General features: G+C 69.9%; 19 protein-coding genes. 9 read left to right on the plus strand and 10 right to left on the minus strand.

Features of this window, described 5'->3' with window-relative positions:
• The first annotated feature begins 1 nt into the window (after position 1).
• Positions 2-1,381 (plus strand): carotenoid oxygenase family protein, encoded by a 1,380-nt coding sequence (locus QHF83_RS45285; RefSeq protein ID WP_282424347.1) that lies wholly within the window; start codon positions 2-4, stop codon positions 1,379-1,381.
• Between the two features lie 7 nt (positions 1,382-1,388).
• On the opposite strand, the gene QHF83_RS45290 is transcribed toward QHF83_RS45285, so the two are convergent.
• The 3 genes from QHF83_RS45290 to QHF83_RS45300 all read right to left on the minus strand — a co-directional run bounded on the left by QHF83_RS45290 (position 1,389) and on the right by QHF83_RS45300 (position 3,844).
• A complete protein-coding gene (locus QHF83_RS45290; protein WP_348980523.1) occupies positions 1,389-1,715 on the minus strand; it encodes a rhodanese-like domain-containing protein in 327 nt (108 codons plus the stop codon).
• A gap of 123 nt (positions 1,716-1,838) precedes the next feature.
• Complete coding sequence (locus QHF83_RS45295; RefSeq protein WP_282424349.1) at positions 1,839-3,128, minus strand: hypothetical protein; 1,290 nt, start codon at positions 3,126-3,128, stop codon at positions 1,839-1,841.
• Positions 3,129-3,349: 221 nt separating this feature from the next.
• Positions 3,350-3,844, minus strand: coding sequence for a DUF433 domain-containing protein (locus tag QHF83_RS45300; protein ID WP_282424350.1), 495 nt, complete (start codon positions 3,842-3,844; stop codon positions 3,350-3,352).
• 130 nt (positions 3,845-3,974) lie between these two features.
• Here QHF83_RS45300 and zwf point away from each other — a divergent pair, with 130 nt between their 5' ends.
• The 4 genes from zwf to QHF83_RS45320 are packed head-to-tail and all read left to right on the plus strand — an operon-like array spanning position 3,975 to position 8,440.
• Positions 3,975-5,567, plus strand: coding sequence for a glucose-6-phosphate dehydrogenase (gene zwf / locus QHF83_RS45305; protein WP_282424351.1), 1,593 nt, complete (start codon positions 3,975-3,977; stop codon positions 5,565-5,567).
• Positions 5,564-6,604, plus strand: a complete 1,041-nt coding sequence (locus tag QHF83_RS45310; protein ID WP_282424352.1) for a glucose-6-phosphate dehydrogenase assembly protein OpcA — start codon at positions 5,564-5,566, stop codon at positions 6,602-6,604. Before zwf ends, QHF83_RS45310 begins: the two co-directional genes overlap by 4 nt.
• On the plus strand, positions 6,601-7,335 hold the full coding sequence (gene pgl / locus QHF83_RS45315; protein ID WP_282424353.1) for a 6-phosphogluconolactonase: 735 nt from the start codon (positions 6,601-6,603) through the stop codon (positions 7,333-7,335). Before QHF83_RS45310 ends, pgl begins: the two co-directional genes overlap by 4 nt.
• A gap of 43 nt (positions 7,336-7,378) precedes the next feature.
• On the plus strand, positions 7,379-8,440 hold the full coding sequence (locus tag QHF83_RS45320) for a glucokinase (RefSeq protein WP_282424354.1): 1,062 nt from the start codon (positions 7,379-7,381) through the stop codon (positions 8,438-8,440).
• Positions 8,441-8,452: 12 nt separating this feature from the next.
• Here the strand turns inward: QHF83_RS45320 and QHF83_RS45325 are convergent, their stop codons facing one another.
• On the minus strand, positions 8,453-9,025 hold the full coding sequence (locus tag QHF83_RS45325) for a GNAT family protein (protein WP_282424355.1): 573 nt from the start codon (positions 9,023-9,025) through the stop codon (positions 8,453-8,455).
• Between the two features lie 254 nt (positions 9,026-9,279).
• On the opposite strand from QHF83_RS45325, the gene QHF83_RS45330 reads away from it, so the two are divergent.
• Both QHF83_RS45330 and QHF83_RS45335 read left to right on the plus strand, forming a co-directional pair.
• Positions 9,280-12,423: an AAA family ATPase gene (locus tag QHF83_RS45330; protein WP_282424356.1), complete on the plus strand. Its 3,144-nt coding sequence runs from the start codon at positions 9,280-9,282 to the stop codon at positions 12,421-12,423.
• 113 nt (positions 12,424-12,536) lie between these two features.
• Positions 12,537-13,067 carry a sigma-70 family RNA polymerase sigma factor gene (locus QHF83_RS45335; RefSeq protein WP_282424357.1) on the plus strand — a complete coding sequence of 177 codons (531 nt, stop codon included), beginning with the start codon at positions 12,537-12,539 and terminating at the stop codon, positions 13,065-13,067.
• On the opposite strand, the gene QHF83_RS45340 is transcribed toward QHF83_RS45335, so the two are convergent.
• Complete coding sequence (locus QHF83_RS45340) at positions 13,053-14,174, minus strand: SUMF1/EgtB/PvdO family nonheme iron enzyme (protein WP_282424358.1); 1,122 nt, start codon at positions 14,172-14,174, stop codon at positions 13,053-13,055. The two genes, QHF83_RS45335 and QHF83_RS45340, sit on opposite strands and share 15 nt — an antisense overlap.
• Positions 14,175-14,332: 158 nt before the next feature.
• On the opposite strand from QHF83_RS45340, the gene QHF83_RS45345 reads away from it, so the two are divergent.
• Together QHF83_RS45345 and QHF83_RS45350 are read left to right on the plus strand one after the other, a co-directional pair.
• Entirely contained in the window at positions 14,333-15,754 is a 1,422-nt protein-coding gene (locus QHF83_RS45345; RefSeq protein WP_282424359.1) for a cytochrome ubiquinol oxidase subunit I, read from the plus strand.
• 2 nt (positions 15,755-15,756) lie between these two features.
• Positions 15,757-16,836: a hypothetical protein gene (locus tag QHF83_RS45350; RefSeq protein WP_282424360.1), complete on the plus strand. Its 1,080-nt coding sequence runs from the start codon at positions 15,757-15,759 to the stop codon at positions 16,834-16,836.
• Here QHF83_RS45350 and QHF83_RS45355 read toward each other — a convergent pair whose 3' ends face one another.
• From QHF83_RS45355 to QHF83_RS45375, 5 genes are all read right to left on the minus strand, one after another.
• Positions 16,837-17,430, minus strand: a complete 594-nt coding sequence (locus tag QHF83_RS45355) for a gliding-motility protein MglA (RefSeq protein WP_282424361.1) — start codon at positions 17,428-17,430, stop codon at positions 16,837-16,839.
• A 12-nt stretch (positions 17,431-17,442) separates the two neighbouring features.
• Positions 17,443-18,591, minus strand: a complete 1,149-nt coding sequence (locus QHF83_RS45360; RefSeq protein ID WP_282424362.1) for a hypothetical protein — start codon at positions 18,589-18,591, stop codon at positions 17,443-17,445.
• Positions 18,592-18,777: 186 nt separating this feature from the next.
• Positions 18,778-19,620: a hypothetical protein gene (locus QHF83_RS45365; RefSeq protein WP_282424363.1), complete on the minus strand. Its 843-nt coding sequence runs from the start codon at positions 19,618-19,620 to the stop codon at positions 18,778-18,780.
• Positions 19,621-19,646: 26 nt separating this feature from the next.
• Positions 19,647-20,981: a hypothetical protein gene (locus QHF83_RS45370; RefSeq protein WP_282424364.1), complete on the minus strand. Its 1,335-nt coding sequence runs from the start codon at positions 20,979-20,981 to the stop codon at positions 19,647-19,649.
• A gap of 71 nt (positions 20,982-21,052) precedes the next feature.
• The coding region (locus QHF83_RS45375; RefSeq protein ID WP_282424365.1) for a hypothetical protein at positions 21,053-21,546 on the minus strand (494 nt) is incomplete at its 5' end.

Below are 21,546 nucleotides of genomic sequence, written 5' to 3' on the forward strand. Positions count from 1 at the left end.
CATGCAAATCGTCACGAGCGCTTATCTCGAGGGAAACTGGGGTCCGGTGCACGACGAGCTCGACGTGCCGAATTTGCAGGTGATCGGCGAAATCCCGCGGGACCTGCGGGGCACGTTCGTGCGCAACGGTCCGAACGCGCAGTTCGCGCCGATCGGGCGGTATCATTTCTTCGATGGCGATGGAATGATTCACGCGGTGCGCGTCGAGGACGGGCGCGCGTCGTACCGGAACCGCTGGGTCCGTACGAAAGGTTTTCAGTTCGAGCGCGAGGCGGGCCGGGCGCTCTGGACGGGCTTTGCGGAGCCGCCGAACGTGGCCGAGCCGCCGCACGGGATGATCTACAAGAACGTGGCGAACACGGCGTTCGCCCTCCACGGGTCGCGGCTTCATGCGACGTGGGAGGGAGGCGCGCCGCATGAGATTCGTTTGCCTGATCTGGAAACCGTGGGGCTCGTCGATTTCGACGGCCGGCTCGATCACCCGTTCACCGCGCACCCGAAGGTGGACGAGGTGACGGGCGAGATGGTGTTTTTCGGGTACACGTTGTGGCAGCCGTACATCCAATACGGCGTCGTCGGGCCGGATCGGCGGATCGACCATTACGTGCAGATCCCGCTCGACGTGCCCGTGATGATGCACGATTTCGCGATCACGGAACATTATTCGATCCTCCTCGACCTGCCCTACACGTTCCGGATGGAGCGCATGGCGCGCGGCGAGGTGCCGCTCGCCTTCGAGAAGGATCGGCCGAGCCGGTTCGGGATTCTGCCGCGGCGGGGAGACGCCTCGCAGGTGCGCTGGTTCGAGCTGCCGGCGTGCTTCATCTATCACGTATGGAATGCCTACGAGGAGGGCTCGCGCGTGGTGCTGCTCGCGAGCCGGCTCGCGCAGACCGACGTGATGGGGCACTCGCCCGAGCACGCGACGCGCGACGACGGCGGGCGCGCGTGGCGTTTCACGTTCGACCTCGAGACGGGCGAGGCCAAGGAAGAGCAGCTCGACGATGTTCATGCGGATTTCACGCGCATCGACGACCGGCTCACCGGCAGGAAAAACCGGTTCGGCACGGCGGCGCGTTTCGTGCCGGACGCGGAGATGCCGTTCATCGACGGGGTCGTGCGGTACGATTTCGAGACGGGCCGGAGCGAGACCCACGTGTTCGGGAAAAACCGCTTCGGAGGCGAGATGGTATTCGCGCCGCGGGAAGGCGCGAAGTACGAGGATGATGGCTACGTCGTGGGGTTCGTGCACGACGAGGGGACGGGGGAATCCGAGATGATCGTGCTCGACGCGCGGGAGGTCGGGCGCGGGCCGTTGGCGCGCGTGCGCATTCCGCGGCGCGTGCCGTACGGGTTTCACGCGGCGTGGGTGCCCGCGTGAAGCGACGTCAGTAGCGAGGGATGCTCGGGTCGATCTCGCGCGACCAGGCGTCGATGCCGCCGCGGAGGGAGGCGACGCCGGGCAAGCCCATGCGATCGAGCAGCGCGACGGCCGAGAGGCTCCGCACGCCGTGGTGGCAGTAAGCGACCACGAGCGCGCCGGGCGGGGGCTCGATCTCGTCGGCGCGCTCCGTGAGCTCGTCGAGCGGGACGAGCACGCTGCCCGGCAGCGCCGCTCGTTCGTGCTCCCACGGCTTGCGGACGTCGATCAGGTAGACGGGTTTGCCCGCGGCGATCGCATCGGCGAGCTCACGGGGAGAAATTTGGGACACCAATGTTTGGTGCTCCAACCGCGTCCGCGGCGAAAGCCCCCTCTCCCGCCAGGGAGAGGGGGTTGGGGGTGAGGGAGTGTTACGGGGAGAGGAAAACGTGGGGAGAGGAAGAGCGACCGAGACCGATCAGTTGGTCTTGGCGCTCGCCGAGGCGGTCACGCTGACGCTCGCCTTGACGTTGAGGTCGATCGAGCTCGTCGCGTTCGCCGTCGCGTCCACGCCGGCCTTGATGCACGCGAGGGCCTTGCCGCCTGCGTCGCCGACCACGTCGACCATGCCCTTGCCCGTCTTCACGAGGCCCTCGGCGCCGACCTTGATCTTGGCGCCCGAGCCCGCGGAGAGCTTGATGATGCCGGGCAGGTTGCGGCTCAGCGCGGCGACGAGCTTCTGCACGTCGGTGTTCACCTTGCCGTTCGCCACGACGCGCACGGCCGGCGGATCGCACTTCGCCGTCGCGGCCGCGCGGTTCGTGCAGCTCTGCTGGCACTCGACGTCCACCGTCGGGGGCTTGAACTCACCCGAGCACTTCGGCTCCTTGTACGCGACCGAGCAGCCGCCCGAGCAGCTACCCTCGCACTTCGCCTGACCCTTCACCTCGCACGCGGCGGAGCACGAGCCCGAGCAGGTCCCCGAGCAGGTGCCCTCGGCCTTCGCGTCGCACTTGCCCTCGCACTGGCCGGCGCAGGCGCCGCTCGCCTGCTTGCCGTCGCACTTGCCGTCGCACTTGCCGCCGCAGGTGCCCTTGAAGCCGGCCTCGCACTTGCCCGAGCAGCTCGCCTTGCACGTGCCCGTGCACTGCGCGCCCGCCTCGATCGAGCAGGTGCCCTTGCACTGCGCGTCGCACGAGCCGCTCACCTCGCCGCCCGAGCAGCTCGCCTCGAGCTTGCCCGGCTCGATCGGCGAGCCGCAGGCATCGAGGCACTTCGCCATGCCATCGACGTCCGCGTAACACTTGGGCGGGTCGAACTCGATCGAGATCTTCGCCTCGGCGTTCGCCGCGAGCATCGACTTCACCTTCGCGGCGACCGCGGTGCAGACCTTGTCCGCGCCCTTGCCCCCGCCGGCCTCGGCGCGGAGCTCGTCTTCCTTCATGCCGAGGTCCTTGCCGAGCGCTCCGCACGAGGCGATGAGGCCCTTCTCGAGGTCCACGACGGTCTTGTTCACGTCGTACGAGACCTGGAGGAAGGACTTGATCTTGCCCTGGACCTTCGCGTCGCCCTTGATGGCGAGGGAGCCGAAATCGCCGGTCTTGAACTCGTCACAGCCCTTCGCGGCTTCCATGCCCTCGGTCACGGCGTCGGGAACCTCGACGCCGCCGACGCCGGGGATCTTGCCGCCGCAGTTCGCGAGGAGCGGCGAAGCGATGCCGAGCACCACGATGGGCATGGAGAACAACTTCCAACGACTGACGCTCATCTGACTAACCCTCCGGCACCCGGGCGGGCGCCTCTCTGTGTGCGGGGGCGCTCTGCGCCAGGCCGCCTGTCACTACCGAGTGGCAGGTCCCGCAAGCGGAGCTCACCAGGCGAAGAGCTGCCTGGACGCCCCGCGTCGATCCCTCCCAGCACGAGGGCCCTTCTGCCCTAGTCTCGTCGGGCTGTAAAGACCGTTGGATCGCCCGGGGTGTGCTGAGGTCCCTAGCGTTTGCGTGCGGGCTTTGTTACGGACGCAGCCGATTTGGTCGGGGCGGACACCGGCGGCACGGGGGGCGGGACGGCGGGGGGCGCGGCGACGGCCGACATGCCGGGGAGCATGGGCTGTCGCGAGAGGGCAGCGGGTTTTTCGCTGTCCGGGGCGGCCTCGTCGAAAGGAAGCGGGAGCTGCGCGAGGGGGCGGGCGCCGACGGTGGGGCCGCCTTGTTTTTCGAAGAGCGCCTGCTCGCGGGCGAGGTCGGCGTCGATGAGGTCCTGGTTGTCGTACGCGAAGGAGAGCGCGTCGAGGATGCGGGCCGGGCCGAGGTTCGGGTAGCGGCGCAAGAGGGTCTCGACCGAGGCGCCGCCGCGGTGCCAGACCCAGAGGCGCCGGACGGGAACGCGCGATCCCTCGACGTGGGGGCTGCCCGCGAGGATCCTCGCGTCGCAGCGCACGTGCGGATGAGGGACCCGAACGCGCGGAAGGCTTGCGTCTGCCATACGTGCCGAGAGGGTAGCCAGGGCCGCGCCGGTAGCAAAGATATCGGAGAGCGGATGCGTCCACCGCCGCGCCGGCCGGGGCTCTGGTAGCCTGCGCCGCGGGACCGGGAGTCCCGCGAGGGAGGAACGCATGTCGTTTTCGGAGAACGTCGGCAGCGGCGAGGAAAACCCGCTCCGCGAGGGCATGCCCGACGAGCGAACGGTGCGGCCCGCGACCGTCGTGATCTTCGGGGCATCCGGAGATCTGACGCGGCGCAAGCTCCTGCCGGCGATCTACAACCTCGCGCTGAGCCGGCTCCTGCCAGGCGGGTTCGCGGTGGTCGGCGTCGCGCGGCGTCCGAAGCCGGAGTTCGGTCGGGAGATGCGCGAGGCGGTGGCGAAGTACTCGCGCAGAAAGCCGCTCGACGAGGCGACGTGGAGCGAGCTCGAGAAGGGCATGGCGTACGTGCAGGGGGACTTCAACGATCCCGCGACGTACGCGCGGCTCGCCGCGGAGCTCGGGCGGCTCGAGGTCGAGCGGGGGACGGGGCAAAACCGGGTTTTTTACATGGCGGTCGGTCCGACCGAGGTTCCCATGATCGTGCGCGGGCTCTGCGACGCGAAGCTCGTCGTGCGCCCCGCGGACGGGCCGGACGCGAGCTACCAGCGGGTCGTCGTGGAAAAACCGTTCGGCGAGGATCTGGCGAGCGCGCGTGCGCTGAACAAGGAGCTGCTCGCGTGCGTCGACGAGCGGCAGATCTACCGGATCGATCACTACCTCGGGAAGGAGACGGTGCAGAACCTGCTCGTCTTCCGGTTCGGCAACACGATCTTCGAGCCGCTCTGGTCGCGGCAGCACGTGAGCCACGTGCAGATCACCGTGGCCGAGGAGCTCGGCGTCGAGGGGCGCGGGAAGTTCTACGATCAGACCGGCATCACGCGTGACATCGTGCAGAACCACGCGCTGCAGCTCCTCACGATGGTGACGATGGAGCCGCCGTCGTCGTGGGACGCCGACGCGGTGCGCGACGAGAAGGTCAAGGTGCTGCGCGCGCTCCGGCCGATCCGCGGGCGTGAGGTGCTCGAGAAGACGGTGCGCGCGCAGTACACGGCAGGCACGGTGCGCGGCGACAGGGTGCCCGGCTATCGCGAGGAGCCGGACGTGGATCCGAACTCGAAGACGGAGACGTACGTCGCGATGTCGCTCCGCATCGACAGCTTCCGCTGGGGCGGCGTGCCGTTCTACCTGCGCTCGGGCAAACGGCTCGCGAAGCGCGTGGCCGAGGTGGCGCTGCACTTCAAGCCGCTGCCACACAGGCTCTTCCGCGACGCGCCGCAGGCCATGGACGGCGGCCCGCCCCCGAGCGTCCGCCGCGGCGAGGATGAACCGAACGTCCTCGTGCTGCGCATCCAGCCGGACGAGGGGATCGCGCTGCGCTTCGCCACGAAGGTGCCGGGCGGCGGGATGACGATGCGCAACGTGGCCATGGACTTCCGCTACGGGACGGCGTTCGGCTCGAGCACGCCCGAGGCCTACGAGCGGCTCATCCTCGACGCGATGCGCGGCGACGCGACGCTGTTCACGCGCGCCGACGAGGTCGAGGCGCAGTGGGGCTTCATCGATCCGATCCTCGCGGGCTGGCGTGATCAAGACGCGCCCGTCGCGACCTACGAGGCCGGGAGCTGGGGGCCGCGGGAGGCGGATCGGCTGCTCGTGCCGGGCGACAAGTGGAGGAAGCCGTGACGGCGCTCCCGGTCGGCGAGGCACTCGCGCGGATCGAAGCGGAGCTCGCGTCCTTCTGGTCCTCGCCGGACGAGCAGGCGGGCGCGCCGATGACGAAGGTGCGCTCGTCCACGATGAGCTTCGTGTTCACCGCGGCGCCGTCGGAGATCGAGCACGCGCGCGCGACGACGGACGCGCTCGCGGACACGCACCCGGGGCGCGCGTTCGTGCTGACGAGCGACGGGCGCCTCGCGCCCTGGGAGGTGAGCTACGACGTGCGCGCGGCGTGCCGACTCGATGGGGGGACGCCGATCTGCTTCGACTGGATCGAGATGACGTTCGGCGCGATGGCGTGCGAGCGCGCCGGCTCGGTGGTGGCGGCGCTCGTGGTGCCGGAGGTGCCCGTCGTCGTGGAGCTCGGCCGCGGGGCGCCACGCGCGCTCTTGCCTACGCTCTTGCCGCGGGCCGATCGGCTCATCGTGGACTCGGCGCATACGAGCGTCGCGCGGATCGCGGAGATGCTCCACATGTCCACGGCGCCCGTCGGCGATCGTCAGTTCGTTCGGACGTACCAGTGGCGCGAGCTCGTGGCGCGGTTCTTCGACGACGCGCGGCCTTCGCTGGGATCGATCCGCGAGGTCACGGTGGGACGGACGCCGGGCGGCGCGACCGAGCCCGCGGCGCTCTTCCTCGGCTGGCTCGGATCGAGGCTCGGCTGGGGCTTCGAGGCGCGGGATCGGGCGCGGGATCGGCACGGCGAGCCGGTGCGGATCACGCTGCGCGACGATCCGCGCGAAGGCCTTGCGCCGGGGCAGATCACGGGCGTGTGGATCGAGGCCTCGCTCGAAGGAGAGCCGCTCTCGCTCGCGTGCGTGCGCGACCGGGAGAACCCGAAGCAGGTCGCATGGACGCGGCGCGGGGCGCGCGTGACCTCGCACGAGCACGCGCTCGGCCACCGGGACGAGGCGTGGGTGCTGGTGAAGGCGCTCGATGCGACGGAGGGCGATCGGGTGCTGCGGGATGCGCTCGTCCTCGCGGCGCAATGGAGTGAACGATGAGCAGGACACCGGATTCGCGTTACATCGTCATCGGCGCCGCGGACGAAGAGACGTTCGTGCAAAACGCGGCGACCACCCTCGCGACGTTGATCAAGGCGGCGGTGAAGGAGCGCGGGATCGCGAGGGTCGCGCTCTCGGGCGGATCCACGCCGCGTCCCGTGCACCAGAGGCTCGCGCAGATGGAGCTGCCGCTCGATCGGATCGACTGGTTCTGGGTGGACGAGCGCGCCGTGGATCCAGCCTCGCCGCGCTCGAACTACGGGATGGCATACGCCGATCTCGGGCTCGATCGTGCCCCGGCGGGCCGCATCCATCGGATGGAGGCGGAGGATCCGGATCTCGCTGCGGCCGCGGCGCGGTACGAGGCGCTCCTTCGGCGCACGTTCGGCGTGACCCGAGCGGTCGCGTTCGACGTCATGACCCTCGGCATCGGGGACGACGGGCATACGGCGTCGCTCTTCCCGGGGATGGGCGCGACCGCGATCGACGATCGGCTCGTGGCGGCGATCCCGGCGCAGCCTGCGAAGGGCCTCGAAGCCCGGCTCACGCTCACGGCGCCGGTGCTCTGCGAGGCAGAATGGGCCATCTTCGTGGCTCGCGACGAGCAAAAACGGCAGCCCATCGAGGCGGCGTGGTCGGACGGCTCCGAGGAAGAGGTGCCCGCGCGCGTGCTCCTCCGGGCGCGTGGCCAGGTCCTGTGGTTCCTCGAAGGGATGAGCGAGATCCCGTAGCTTGCTTTCCCGCCCGGAACTTCGTACGGGGCAAAAGGTCATCATGAAGAAGCGCGGTGGGACCGGATCGATCCTCGTCGGCGACATCGGAGGCACGCGGACGCGGCTCTCGCTCTACGACGGCCTCGGGAAAAAGTTGCTGCTCGAAGCAGTCTTGCCGAGCCGCGAGCACGGGACGTTCGAGGAGATCGCGCGGAGCTTCCTCGCGAGCGCGGATCATCCGCACCCGTCGGTCGCGGTGCTCGGCGTGGCCGGGCCGATCCGGGATCGCGCCGCGACCGTGACGAACCTCGCATGGCGGCTCGACGAGGTGAAGCTCGCGCGCAGCCTGTCGCTCGATCGCGTGGTCCTCGTGAACGATCTCGCGGTCGCGGCGCGTGGTTGCTTGCACCTGCCCGCGGACGTCGTGGTCCCGCTCGGCGACGGGCGGCCGAAGCCGAAGGGCAACCACCTGGCCGTGATCGCGGCCGGGACGGGGCTCGGCGAGGCGCTGATCGTGTGGGACGGGGCGAAGCACCTGGTGCTGCCGACCGAGGGCGGTCACACGGATTTCGCGGCGCGCGACGCGATCGAGGCCGAGTTCTTCGCGTTCCTGTCGAAGCGGTTCCCGGACCACGTGAGCTACGAGCGTGTGCTCTCGGGCGACGGGCTCGGGGCGCTCTACGACTTCTTCCTGGCCCGCGGCGGGCGCGAGACGAAGGCGAACGAGCGACGGCTCGAAGAGGGCGACCGGAACGCGACGATCGCGGAGCTCGGTTTGTCCGGCGCGTCGAAGCCGGCCGCGAAGGCGGTGGACCTCTTCGCCTCGATTTACGGCGCCGAGGCGGGAAACCTGGCGCTGAAGCAGCTCGCGCTCGGGGGCGTGTTCGTGGCGGGCAACATCGCGCGGCACATCGTGCTCGCGCGGCGGGAGCAATTCCTGGAAGGTTTCCGCAAGAAGGGGCGGTTCGCCGGGCTCATGGCGCAGATCCCGGTCGTCGTGGTGACGGATCCGCTGGTCGGCGTGCGCGGCGCGCTGGCCATCGCGAAGGATCTGGTCGCCGACGGCGAGGCGCCCGCTGCCCGCCCGAAGCGCGGCGCGCGGCGCAAGCGTTCGTCCAAATAGAACGAGCCCGCGTCACGGCGGCGCGGCTGGCCAGTCCTCCGCGGTGATGGCGAAGAGCAGGTGATCCTGCCAGGCGCCGGCGATCTGGATGTAACGCACGGCGCGGCCCTCGTGCCGGAGTCCGCACTTGCGGGCGACGGAGAGGCTCGCGGCGTTGTGCGGCATGATGGCCGCCTGGATGCGGTGCAGGCCGAGCTCGCGGAAGGCGACGTCGAGTGCAAGCCTTACAGCCTCGGTGGTGAAGCCTTGTCCATGGTGCTCGACGTCGACCCAGTAGCCGAGGTAGGCGTTCTGGAAGATGCCGCGGAAGACCTGGTTGAGGGCGACACGGCCGATGACGGGCCCGTCCTCGCCGAGGGTCATGCAAAATCGGTAGTGGCGGTCGGCGCGGATATCGCGTCGATCGCGCAGAATGCGGGCGCGCGCGAGCGGGACGTCCAATTCGTCGGGGCCGGGGACGGGCACCCAGGGCTTGAGGTATTCGCTCGATCGGGTGCGGATTTCGACGATGCGAGGCGCATCCGAGACGCGCGGCGCGCGGAGAACGACGCGCTTGCCCCGGAAGACGGCGCGGAGGGAGAGCATGGGCGCAGGATAGCCGAACCGAAAAACGCAACGAGAACGGAAGCACGAACGCCGCGGACGGTGGCAACCGAAAATGCCGAAGCATTCCCTCGATTTCACCATTCGTGAACGGAACCTCCACGCCATGCTTTGCAAATCGTTTGTCCAATGCTTGCACATCCCAACGATTCTGCTCCGCGGCGCTCGACGGAGGCGCGTGAGCAGGGCATGATGCCCGCGAGGCGGACGAATTCATGTGTCCGCGTCGAAAAGACATGCCCATTCGCTCGTTCGCGCCCGCGCCATTCCTCGTCCGCCGGCCTCTGGCTCCCGCGTTCGTCGGGCGCTCGCGCGAGCTCGAGCTCTTGCACGCGGTGCTGCGCGGCGAGGAGCGCGCGATTGGAGTCTGCGGGCGATCGGGCGCGGGAAAGACGGCGCTCGCGCTCGCTTATGCGAATCAATACCGGCACGAGTATCCGGGCGGCGTGTATTGGGTGGACGCGCCTTCGGGCTGCGACGAGGGATTCGCGGCGCTCGCCCGGGCGATCGGGCTCCGCGTGGAGGGGCCTCTCTCCGATCGGCGGAGGCAGCTCGTCCAGGCGTTCGCCAAGGCTTTGCGCCTGCGGCCGGACGCGCTGCTCGTGATCGATGGTGTGCCGGACCCCGCCGCGCTCTCGGCGCGCGTGCTCGGGTTCGTCCCGGCAGAGCTCGCGTGCAGGCTCCTGTTCACGATGCGCGCGCCGCCGGGCAATCTCGTGCTCCCCACGTTCGAGCTCGGCCCGCTCGCGGAGGGATCGAGGGTCGAGCTCCTGCTCTCGGGGCTCGGAACGCCCGGCGCGGCGGAGGTGGAGCACGCGCGAAGGATTTGTCGGGCGCTCGCGCTGGATCCGCTCGTGGTGTCGATCGCGGCGGGCTGGCTCGCGCGAAAGCCCGGGCGTTCGGCCGCGGAGCTCGCGGAGCGGCTCGCGGGCGCGGACCTCACGAACGCGCGCGCGGCCGTGATGCAGCTCGGCTGGGACGACGTGCCCGAGGGCGAGGCGCGAGAGCTCGTCGCGCTGCTCTCGATGTGCGGCAGACAGGGGCTCGTGCCAGCGACTCGGCTCGCCTGGCTCGCGGGGCGAAAGCCGGGGGAGCCGATCCTCGCGGCGGTCCGGGCGCTCGCGGCGACGAACCTCGTCGACGTCGACGAGGCCGGGGGAGCGCGGCTCTGGCCGGACGTGCGGGCGTTCGTGGAGGGCGCGCTCGATCCCGTTTTTCGGGACGAACTACGCGCGGCGGCGGCGTCGTCCCTGGACCGGGCGCTCGGCGACGTCCGCGGTATCGAGAGCGAGATCGCCGAGCGGGGCGTCGCGACCGTCCTCGAGGACGTGCGGGCGTCTTCGGCGTGGGCGGCGGGGGTCCGGGGCGTCACGTCGCTGCGCGCGGCGCTCGATCTCGAGGCGAACGCGCTGCTCGGCTGGGACGCGGCGCGCGAGCCCACGTTTTTCCTGCAGCAGCTCCGGGCGCGGGCCGAGGAGCTCGAAGCGACGAATCTCGCCGCTGCGCTCGATGGAGCCCTCTCGGAGCAGCGTTCGCCGTGGATCCGGGTGCGGACGAGGACGAGCCGCCGCGGCGAGGCTTCGGCGCGGGTGCTCGAAGGGCATGCGGCGAAGGTGAACGCGGTCGTGGTCACGCGGGACGGGCGCCTCGCGCTCTCCGCGTCCGATGACCGAACGGTGCGCGTGTGGGATCTCGACGCCGGGCAGGCGCTCTTCGTGCTGACGGGGCACGTCTCGCCCGTCCGCGGGCTCGCCGTCTCGGCCGACCGGCGGACGGCCGTCTCGGGGGCGGCGGATGGCTCGCTTTTCGTGTGGGATCTCGGGACGGCGCGGGTGACGCGGCAGCTCCGCGGGCACACGGGCGCCGTGCACGCGGTGGCGCTCGCGGAGGGCGCGGGCACGGTCGTGTCGGCGTCCGAGGATGGGACCGTACGCGTGTGGAGCCTCGCGACCGGCGAGGTCGTCCGGACGCTCCACGGGCACGCGGGCGGCGTGCAGGGCGTGGCGGTGACGACGGACGGTCGGTTTTGCCTGTCGGCGGGCGACGACGCGACGCTCGGGCTCTGGGAGGTCGAGGCGGCGCGGCTCGAGAAGGCGCTCGACGATCCGGCTTCGCCGCGCACGGCCGTGTCGATGAAGGCGGCGGGCCGGGTCCTCGTCGCGGCTTCGCACGAGGACGCCGTGCTGTGCTGGGCGCCGCTCGAAGGCAGCCCGCCCGAGCTCTTGCTCGGGCACACCGACGGCGTGACGAGCGTCGGCATGACTCCGGACGGGCGCCTCCTGGCCTCGGGATCATGGGATCGCACGGTCCGCGTGTGGGATCTGGACGCGCGGATCCCGCTCGGGGTCTTGCACGGCCACGCGCAGGGCGTGCAAGCCGTGGCGCTCTCGCTGGACGGGCGGACCGTGGTCAGCGGCGGGGAAGATCGCACGGTCCGCGTGTGGGATCTCGGATCGCACGTGGCGCCCGGGGTCTCGGAGGGGCATCGCGAGCGAGTGAGCGCGCTCGCGGCGACGCCGGACGGGTCGTTCGTGGTGTCGGCCTCGTTCGACGACACGCTGCGCATCTGGGACGCGCGGCGCGGCGAGCTGCATGGCGTGCTCGAGGGGCACGCGTTGTGGGTGTACGGCGTGGCGGTCACCTCGGACGGGCAGCGCGTGGTCTCGGCGTCGATCGATGGCTCGCTTCGCGTGTGGGACATCGCGACCGGGCAGCTCACGTGGGTCATCTCGTATCTGCCGGGGCGCGGGCCGGGCACGATGTCGCTCGGGCGCTCGGGCGTGCCGCTTTGCGCGCCGCTGCTCGTGGACGAGCGGGCCACGATGGTGATCACGAAGAGCCAAGAGGGGCTGCTCGGCGCGTGGGACCTCACGGAGGGGCAGCGGGTGCGGACCTACACGACGACCAGCGGGGAACCACTCTGCGCGGCGCGCGTGGGGAATCGGCTCGCGGCGGGGAACGCCGAGGGGCAGATCGCGCTCTGGGACGTGAGGTCGGGCGCGCAGGTCGGGGAGCTCGTCGGGCACGAGGCGGCGGTGCGGGCGGTCGTGCTCTCGCCCGACGGCGGGTTTTTGGTGAGCGCGTCGGAGGACCACACGATCCGGGTGTGGGATCTCGGCGCGGGGCGCATGGTCCGCGTCCTCGCCGGGCACACGGCGCCCGTGGGGGCCCTCGCGTGGCTCGGGGATTCGCGACACCTCGTGAGCGCCTCGGAGGACCGGACGATCCGGGCCTGGGATCTCGCGGGAGGAATGCCCGTCGCGCGGCTCGTGGTGCGTGATCCGGTGGAGGCCCTGATCGCGGGGCCGGAGGGGCGTTCGATCGTGGCGGGAGACCGCGCGGGGCACGTGCTTTTCCTGGAGCTCGAAGGAGCGAGCTGAGCGGTCCACGACTTCTGGGACGATTTCAGCGAGCCATCTTGCTTGCCCATTCGGTCCCTTTCGAAATCTCACTTTTTGTAAGGTCGCCGCTCCGGAAAACACATTTCGGGAGTGTGGCCCCTCTTCCTCCCCGCAATCCGTTCGCGCCGGAGCAAGCTTGGCTCTACGCGTACACCGCCGCGTCCCTTCGCCGACGCCTTCGCCGCATGGGCATCTCGCCCGAAGATGCGAGGGATCTCGTCCAGCATGCCTTCATCATCGCCCTCGAGCGCTGGCACGAGGTGGAGAACGCCCCGGAGGGGCGGATGCGCGCCTGGCTCGACGGCATCACCTGGCAGCTCGGCCAGAACTTCCTCCGCCTGAGCCGCCATCAGTACGAGCAGCTCGGGCACCGCGGGCTCGCGCTCGCCGCTGCGCCCGGATCCTACGCGGATGAACGGACGCACGCCGCGCACCTCGTCCGCGCGGCCCTCGGTTCCATGACGGACGAGGATCGTGCGCTGTTCGTCGCCTCTTTCCTGGAGGACGCCACGCTCGACGAGCTCGCGCTGTCGTTCGGGATCACCCGCAATGCGGCCTTCCGCCGGATCACCACGCTCGAACGCATGGCGCGCGCCCGCATCGAACGTCTATCGCGCCGGTGAACGCCCGCCGCGCGCGTGGCAGCAACGAAAGCCGAGGTGGTAGTTCACGTGGAACGCCTTCCGGATCGGCTGCACGTGCCAGCGGGGATCGTGCGCGCAGTGGTCCGAGTACACCTCGCGTCGCGGCGGTTCGTCGAGCCTGCGCGCCACGTCGACGTAGAAAAACGCGCTGCCCTTGAGCTGCGAGACCACCTTGTCCTCCTCGGGATCGAAGCGCGTCATCGCCTCGGCCACGTTGCCGTGCTGATCGAAGACGCCGAACCGCGAGCGGCACCGCGGGTAGCTGCCCGACGGCTCCGTGTTCGTCGCGCACGTGGCCCAGGTCGTGTCGATCGTCCGCGGATCGCAGGGTTTGTCCGACCACTTCGCCGCGGGTTTGTTGGTGTTGCAAATATCGAGGTCGAGCTCGCTCCCGTAGGCGTAGGTGCTCGGCTCCCCTCCCCCGGGATCGCCGCGACAGGCGAGGACCCACTCTTCCTGCGTGCAGAGCCGCTTTCCTTGCAGCTCGCAGAGCGCCGCCGCGTGGGCTGGCGGCACCCACACCATGGGCAGCTCGCAGGGGCGGTTCGGATACTCGAAGACGTCGATGCAGACCTTTGCCTTCTCGGGATCGCCCCCCTCGTACACCGGCACCATGTTCTCGTGCCCGCCGCACGCCTCGCGTTGCGCCTCCGTCTGCAGCGTGATCCCGCGCAGCCCTTCGAGGCATTGCGCCCGCGCGATCACGTGCCGCGCGAGCGCGGGGTTGCCCTGGTTGGTTTGTCCGGGCCCGTCGGGGCCCACGTATCGCCGCAAGAACTCGCCCGGATCACGCTTGCGCCATTTCTTCCCCGGCGCGATCGAGATCAACGCGAGCAGTTCTTCCTGGGTCGTGTGGTGGAGCGGCCGATCGTCGACGACGCCCGCGTCCGACGCATCCGGCGCCGCGCCCGCGTCTTCTCGCTTCTCGCTCGCCGCAAGCGCCCCGCCCTCGGGCACCGGCGCGGCCGAAGGCGCGGCGGATGCGCTCGGGCTTGGCGGCGCGGGTTTTTCTTCGTCGTTCGAGCTCACCTTGCAGCTTGCGAGCGCTGCCAGGGCAAAGGCCAGGACGAACCACCGGACGGGCACGGGCGCGCACGATAGCAGGTCTCGGGACGAACGGAGATGCTCGGACGAACGATGACGTCCGCGCCGCGCCCCGCGGCAACCTGCCGCGGTCCATACGACCGACTGCGGCAACTTTGCCGTTGAAAAGCGCGCGGGGCACCCCTTACATCAATCTCGTCGTGGATACCTCACCCCTCGGCGTCCCCTACTATCCCACGAACGATTTCGGCCCTCTCATGAAGGGCCTGGTCATCGGGGGACTCGGCATCTTCCACGTCTTCCTCGCGCAGTTCGCGATCGGCGGCGGCGTGCTGATGACGTATTTCGAGTGGCTGTCCGGCAAGGGCAAACTGCCGTCGGCCCGGCGGTTCACGAGCGGCTACTTCAAGGTCCTCGTGCTCGTGAGCTTCGTCGTCGGCGCCCTGACCGGCGTCGGCATGTGGTTCACCTCGATCCAGACGAGCCCACGCACGATCGGGCTCATGGTGGACACGTTCCACTGGGTATGGGCCACGGAGTGGACGTTCTTCTCGCTCGAGGTCATCGCCGGGTATTGCTTCTACCGGTATGGCGATCGCCTCGACGGGCGCTCGCGCCTCTTCCTGCTCGGGCTCTACACGACGGCGGCCTGGTTCAGCCTCTTCTGGATCAACGGCATTCTCTCGTGGCAGCTCACGCCCGGCGCCTGGCTCGAGAGTGGCGATCTCTGGGCCGGCTTCTTCAACCCCACGTTCTGGCCGTCGCTCTTCTTCCGCACGTTCGCGGCCATGGCCATCGCCGCGCTCGTCGCGGCGCTCGTCATCAGCGTCTCGCCGTTCGAACGAGACGAGCAGAAGGAGCTTTTGCACCGGGCGGCGCACCTGCTCGCGCCGATGGCGCTCATGCCGCTGCTCGGCGCCTGGTACCTCTTCGCGATGCCGAAGGACAGCCGGAGCTGGGTGCTCGGCGGTAGCCCCGCGATGACCATGTTCTTCGGCCTGGGCGCGGGCGCCTCGCTTCTCGTCGGGATGTACGCGCTCTTCGGCCTGCTCCTTCGACGCCTTTACATCAACAGCGCGACCGCGTCCTTGCTCATCGTGCTCGGATTCGCGGCGACCGCGGGCGGCGAGTTCGTCCGCGAGGGCGCGCGCAAGCCGTTCACCGTGCGCGAGACGCTCTATTCGAACGCCATGACGCCCGCCGAGATCGTGACGATGCGCGAACGAGGCTCGGTCACGCACGATCCCTACCCGCTGCGGGACGCGGCCGATTACCCGAATGATCAGGTCCGCCTCGGGGCGAAGGTCTATCGTTTCCAGTGCAGCGTTTGCCACACGGTGGGCGGCGTGAACGGGCTCGTGCACCTCGCGGGCACGTGGACGGCGGAGCAGACGCGGCTCAACGTGGCGAAGCTCCAGCACACGAAGCCCTTCATGCCGCCGTTCGCCGGCACACCCGAGGAGCTCGAAGCGCTCGTGCGGTTCATCGAGTGGGAGGCCGCTTCGAGGCCCAAGGAATTCGAGGTAACCAGCGATCCGGCCACGCTCGCGCAGATCAAGCGCTGGCTCGACGAGGCCGGCACGGCGCCGGGATACGCGGCCGCGTCGGAGAAAAAGAGGTAATCATGGACGCCCCCTTCCCCTTCGGTTTCCCCGGGCCGACCGCGTTTTACCTCGCGACGTACGTGCTCACGCTCGTCGCGCACGTGGTGTTCATGAACTACGTGCTCGCGGGGACAGGCGTCCTCTTGTTCCGGCAGATTCGTGGCAAAGCAGGGACGAGCGACGTGCTCGCGGACCTGCTCCGCGACTGGCTCCCGTTCGCGCTCTCGGCCGCGATCACGGCCGGGATCGCGCCCTTGCTCTTCATCCAGATCCTCTACAAGAAAGCGTTTTACACGGCGAACCTGCTCCTCTTCCACCGCTGGATGCTCATCCTGCCGGCGCTGATCGTCGGGTTTTACCTGCTCTACGCGCAAAAGACGGCGTTCGTGAAGGCGCGGCCGCGGCTCAGGCTGCTGGTGACGACGGGGGCGCTCGCGTGTTTCCTGTTCACCGCGCTCTCGTGGACCGAAAATTACCTGCTCGCGCGGAGCGAGGGGGCATGGGCCTCGATGTACGCGTCGAAGTCGATGATCTACGAGAACCGCGAGATCTTGCCGCGCATGCTGCTCTGGACGCTCGGCGCGTTGCCGACGCTCGCGGTGCTCCTCGGCTGGCAGCTCCATCGACGCGACCGCGCCGGATCCCCCGTGGAATCGGCGACGTTCCAGCGCGTGGCGCGGCTCGGGCTCGGCGGGCTCGTCGTCGCGGGGGCTTGCGCCGCGGGATATGCGATGCTCGTGGGGCCCGCGGCGAGGGCGCACGCGGTCGGGCCGATGGCATGGCCGTGGTTCGTCGCGGCGGCAGCGGGGGTCGTCGTGGAGGGCGCGGGGTTCGTCGGGCTGTATCGGGCCCAGGAAAACCGCGGGAAATGGCTGGGGATCGCGTCGGCGGGGCTGCTCTTCGTGATCCTCGGGACGACGGTGGTGCGCGAGGTCCTGCGCATCACGGCCGTCGATTTCGCGGCGCTTTATGCGGAACACGCGCGGGCCGCCCAGGTCTCGGGCCGGTGGCTCTTCCTCGGGTTTTTCCCGGTGAATGCGGTGCTCGCCATCTGGGCGATCCGGACGGCGCTCACGCGGGCCGAGCGGCCCGCTGCCTGATCAGGCCACCTTCCGACCGCCCATCCGCTGGAGCACGCTGCGCGACACCACCTGCAGCGTCTCCATCACGCCCACGCCGCTCTTCGCAGCGCTCTCCACCTCGGGCGCGCCCATCGGATTGCAGAGCTCCCGCAGACGCAAGATGGGCTCGATCTCGGGCAGATCGCGCTTGTTGTATTGCACGACGCACGGGATCTCCCCCTGCGCTGCGCCGAGCTCCGCGAGGTTGTCCCCGAGGTCCTCCAGGGCCTCGAGGTTCGCTTCGAGCCGCGCGGACTGCGAATCGACGACGAAGACCACCCCGTCGACGCCCTTCAAGATGAGCTTGCGGCTCGCCTTGTAAAACACCTGCCCGGGCACCGTGTAGAGGTGCAGCCGGACGCGATATCCGCGGATCTGGCCGACTTCGAGGGGCATGAAATCGAAGAAGAGCGTCCGTTCGCTCTCGGTCTTCAGCGAGACGAGGTTGCCCCGCGACGCCTCGGGGGCGCGCGCGTGGACGTGCTCGACGTTCGCGGTTTTTCCGCACAAACCCGCGCCATAGTACACGATCTTGAGGAAGATCTCCCGCGAGGGGACGTTGACGAATGCCATGTCGCCACCTCCTCACGCCTCGGGTCCTGCGTCGGCGAGACAATGAATGGCGGCCACGATGCTCTCGAACGAGGCATCCCGGACGCTCGAATGCTTGACGAGCCGCACGTTGAGCTCGACGAGCGCGAGGACCTCGCCCGCGACGCCGGGCGCGCGGTGGAGGTCGTGAATGGAGCGCGAGAGGCGCGGCGGCGGGGCGAGGCAAGCGAGCGCCGAGAGGGCGGCCATCGCGCGCGCAGGCAAAGACGCGACCAGGGATTCACGGGCCACGTGGACGAGCGCCGCGGCGAAGGCCGCGCTCATCGCGGAGAGCAATCCCTGCGGCTCGTCGCGGCCGGGAACGCCGCGCACCGCAGGCGCGCCGCGAGCCGTGCTCCACACGAGGGCGCAGAGCTCCGAGAGGGAGGAATATGCATTCCGATCGAGGAACGCGAGGACGACGTCGAGCCCGTGCGCGTCCCAGGCGGCGCGCGTCCCTACTTGCGAGGCGACGAAGGCGCGGAGTCGTGGATCCGTCTCGCCCGCGCGGATCGCGGCGGCGGCGATCTCCACGAGGGGTTTGCGTGGCACGCCGTGCGCGGCGGCCCATTCGAGCAGCATGACGCGCTCCTCCGGGCTCCACGCATTCCGCGCGCGCTCGACGATGGCCTCCGGCGCGAGCGAGGCGTCGATCGGGGTCGCGAGGCCCGGCCCCGCCGGCGCGATTTCGGCGAGGCTCGACTCCAGGAAGCCGGCCAGGTCGGAATCGTCCGTCGGGAGCGCGGCGCTCTCCTTTTCTTCGGGGACCTCGGCGCGGACGCGGCGGGCGGAGATTCGGTCGAAGACACGCGGCGGGACCTTGCCGCGCGTGAGGTCGGCGAGCTCGATCCACTCGTCGTCGGCGAGCGAGAATCGCGGCGCGTCGAGGACCTCGTGTTCGAATTGCGACGGATCTTCGAGCGCGATCCGAGCGAGCGCGCGCAAAACCGTGCCGGTGAAGCCCGGCTCGCAGCGCGCGCGCCAGGCGAGCAAATCAGGGACGCCGAGCTCGGCGACGTGCTCGCGCAAAAAGGATTGATCGTCCTCGTCGAGCCTGGCCTGGCGGAGGACGTGCAAAAAAGCCACGGGACGAGCCCGCCCCCGGTGCGCGCGCACCAGGGCATCGATTTCCGTTCGTTTCACGCGGACCCCCTATACCGGACGGAAATCGACATCCGTGGAGCCGTCGCTCCGCGATGCGATCCATGTCCAGCGCTGGGGTTGTTCGTCGTCGCCCGAGGGCGGCTCGCCGTGACTCGTCGGTCGGTGGAACGGCGATTCCTTCTTCCGGACCGGTATCTCGTAATCTACGGAGAGCGCGTCATCCTGTCAAGCTCGCCCGTCAACTTCCTGGGCCGCGACCGAGATCTCCGCGTAGGTCGCCCGGATCTCCTTGGCGAGCTTCTCGGGGAGCACGTGCGCGCGCCGGAGCGCCTCCTCGCTGAACGGAAGCGCCGTGACCGGCGCGCCTCCGTCCGAATAGAGGTTCGCGAGGAGGTCGAGGAGCCAGGGCTCACCCGGGAGAATGGAGAGGCCGAGGAGCGTGATCCGCGCCGCGAGCTCGTAATGGCCCTCCGTGGCGTGCTTCGAGGCAAACATGGCGAAGAGGCCAACGAGCTGCTGGATCTGCGGAAAGGTCATGACGTGGCCGATGAGCTCGAGGCCGGCCTTGTAGGTCTGCTCCATGAGCACGCCCTGATCGACGCCGAGCACCGCCTGCTCCGCGGCCGTGACAAAGACGGTGCCGATGCGCTTCGCGAGCTCGTAGGGCAAGAGCTCGAGCGCGCGGCCCCGCGCGGAGATGATCGCCCGCTCGTAATCGACGAGCGCGCTCGCCATGGCCCCGCGGCTGCCACCCGCCGCGAGCGCGAGGTATTTCTTTTCGGTCTCGAGATCGTCGAGCACAAACTCGCGCTCGTCGACGTCGAGCCGCCGGACGAGCGTCTCGCCGGGGTAGAGGACGAGATCGAGGACGATGGGCTCGTCCTCGTGGTTCGTGACGATGTGATGGCGGCCGGAACTCACGTTGCAGAAGCCGCGGGTGCCCTGCGCCGTGAGGCGGCGGAAATCGCCGCGCATGCCGTCGATGGCGCAATCGCTCCAGGTGTTGTCGCGGAGGACAAGGACGCCGCCGGTGCGGGCTATCGAGAGGTCGTCTTGCTCGCGGTACATGAGGGCCGCACGCTAGCACGGCCGGGTCAAGGCAGGGTGGCGATCGCGATCCGGCCCGAGGCGCTGCCCGCGAATGCGCGGGGGAGCCACGCGCCGCCGACGAGGCGCGTCGAATACACGCTGTTCAGGTTGTCGGCGTAAATCATTTCGGCCTCGGCCCCCTTGCCGCCGCGCGTGATGGCCGGCGGCACGACGAGGACCGGATTCCCCCCGCCCGCGCCCTGCACCGGGACGGTCCAGGTCGGCGCGTCGCCGGTCGAGAGCCGCGCCGTGTAGAGGCGCTGATCCGTGCCGCGATACGCGAGCAGCGCGCCGCCGCCGGGCAGCGGCGCGAGGCTCGGCTGATCGAGCGAGGAGGCGCCCTCGATGGGCTGGGGGTTCGTCCAGACGATCCCCTTGCGGGACATCCAGTGCAAGCTGCCCGCCTCGTTCGCGAAGACCGCGACGAGCTCGGGGCCGGCGTCGAGCGCGACGATGCCGGGCGTCGCGGGAGCAGCCTTTCCGGCGATCGGGTGCGGCGTCGGGGCCGACCAGGCGCCGCCGGCACGCGATTGATCGTAAAAGGTCCCGTCCGCGCCGACGAACGCGATCACGGGCGCATTGCCGATCGCCGCCACGGCCGGCGGGTTCGGGCCCGACGATGGCTGTCCGTTCGCGGTGATCGACTCCTTCTTGCTCACCCAGAGCTTGTTCTGGAGGCGGCCATAATAATAAAATCCGTCCGTGCCCCGGTAGACGAGGTGCCCGATGCCGCCGGCCGCCGCGACCTGCGGCCCGCCCTGGCTCGCGAGGCCCGCCTCCAGCGCCGGCGGGGCTTCGTTGAACCCGGGCGTCCACGCCCCGGCCGAATAAGACGCGACCCGCAGCTCGCCCCCGACGCTCGATCGGAGCACGCAGATGACGGTGCCGACGCCGTCGGAGGCGAGGCCGATCGCGTCCGTGGTCTGGGCCTGCCAGGGCGTCGACTTCGGCGCGCCCGATTCCAGGTCCGTCTCGTTCGCGATGACGGCGCTGCCGCTGCCGTACACGCTGACGACCTTCGTCGCCGTGCCATTCTGCGCGCCGCCGCCCATTCCCCCGCCGCCGCCGCTGCCCGCCGATCCGCCTGCCCCGCCCGAGCCGGCCATCATCCCGCCCGCCCCGCCCGCTCCACCCGTCCCGCCGGGGCCGACCATCGTCCCGCCCGACCCGCCCGCGCCGCCCGACCCGCCCTGAGCGCCATCGCCGCCTTCGCCGCCGCCACCCACGCCGGGCGTCTCGTTACTCGCCGCGCAGGCGATCGGGCCGGCGGCGGCCAGGGAAACGAGGCCCGAGAACAGGAGGGCCGAACGGAGAACCGCCAATCGAGGAAGGAAGCGCATGTCGATGACCTCGCAGGAGAAGGGTGGCTCGAAGCCGGAGGAGTATGGCGCGCAGGCGAGGCGAGACAAGCTCAGGGCGTGAAGCGGATCGAATAACTGACCATCGTCTTTTTGCCGCCCTTCGGCCGTAGAAATTCGATGGCTTCGAAAACGCCGACGACGCAAGGCACGAAACCTTCGCCCTTGAGCGCCGTGCGGGGGTGGGAGACCTGGGCCTTGCCGCCCTTGCCGTCGACGAGGAGGTCGACGCCGAAATCGCCGCCTTTCTTGAGATCGTCGACCTTGGCGAAGCAGCGGCGGAGTTCGTCGAAATGAGGCTCGACCGAGCGATTGAAAGGCGCCTTCGTGGCGTCGTCGTTCGGCCCGCCGCCGATGTGCATTCCGATGTTCTTGACCTTGACGGCCGGGAGCGGCTCGGCCTCGGGCGGCGGCGCCTCCGGGGCCGCCGCGGAGGCGGACGTGGAAGGGGCGGCCGAGGCCACGGGCTCGGGCGCGGCGGCGGACGCAGACGCGGGCGCGGCGGCGGACGCGGGCGCAGGCGCGACGGCGGACGCGGACGCGGGCG

The sequence above is a fragment of the Polyangium sp. 15x6 genome, assembly GCF_029960785.1.
Lineage (GTDB): Bacteria > Myxococcota_A > Polyangia > Polyangiales > Polyangiaceae > Polyangium.

Bases quoted from the DNA above. Each gene is read 5' to 3' on its own strand.
- QHF83_RS45295 (WP_282424349.1), bottom strand. From the start codon at position 3,128: ATGAGCGTCAGTCGTTGGAAGTTGTTCTCCATGCCCATCGTGGTGCTC.
- pgl (WP_282424353.1), top strand. From the start codon at position 6,601: ATGAGCAGGACACCGGATTCGCGTTACATCGTCATCGGCGCCGCGGAC.
- QHF83_RS45355 (WP_282424361.1), bottom strand. From the start codon at position 17,430: ATGGCATTCGTCAACGTCCCCTCGCGGGAGATCTTCCTCAAGATCGTG.
- QHF83_RS45325 (WP_282424355.1), bottom strand. From the start codon at position 9,025: ATGCTCTCCCTCCGCGCCGTCTTCCGGGGCAAGCGCGTCGTTCTCCGC.
- zwf (WP_282424351.1), top strand. From the start codon at position 3,975: ATGTCGTTTTCGGAGAACGTCGGCAGCGGCGAGGAAAACCCGCTCCGC.
- QHF83_RS45350 (WP_282424360.1), top strand. From the start codon at position 15,757: ATGGACGCCCCCTTCCCCTTCGGTTTCCCCGGGCCGACCGCGTTTTAC.
- QHF83_RS45370 (WP_282424364.1), bottom strand. From the start codon at position 20,981: ATGCGCTTCCTTCCTCGATTGGCGGTTCTCCGTTCGGCCCTCCTGTTC.
- QHF83_RS45330 (WP_282424356.1), top strand. From the start codon at position 9,280: ATGCCCATTCGCTCGTTCGCGCCCGCGCCATTCCTCGTCCGCCGGCCT.
- QHF83_RS45320 (WP_282424354.1), top strand. From the start codon at position 7,379: ATGAAGAAGCGCGGTGGGACCGGATCGATCCTCGTCGGCGACATCGGA.
- QHF83_RS45285 (WP_282424347.1), top strand. From the start codon at position 2: ATGCAAATCGTCACGAGCGCTTATCTCGAGGGAAACTGGGGTCCGGTG.
- QHF83_RS45365 (WP_282424363.1), bottom strand. From the start codon at position 19,620: ATGTACCGCGAGCAAGACGACCTCTCGATAGCCCGCACCGGCGGCGTC.
- QHF83_RS45300 (WP_282424350.1), bottom strand. From the start codon at position 3,844: ATGGCAGACGCAAGCCTTCCGCGCGTTCGGGTCCCTCATCCGCACGTG.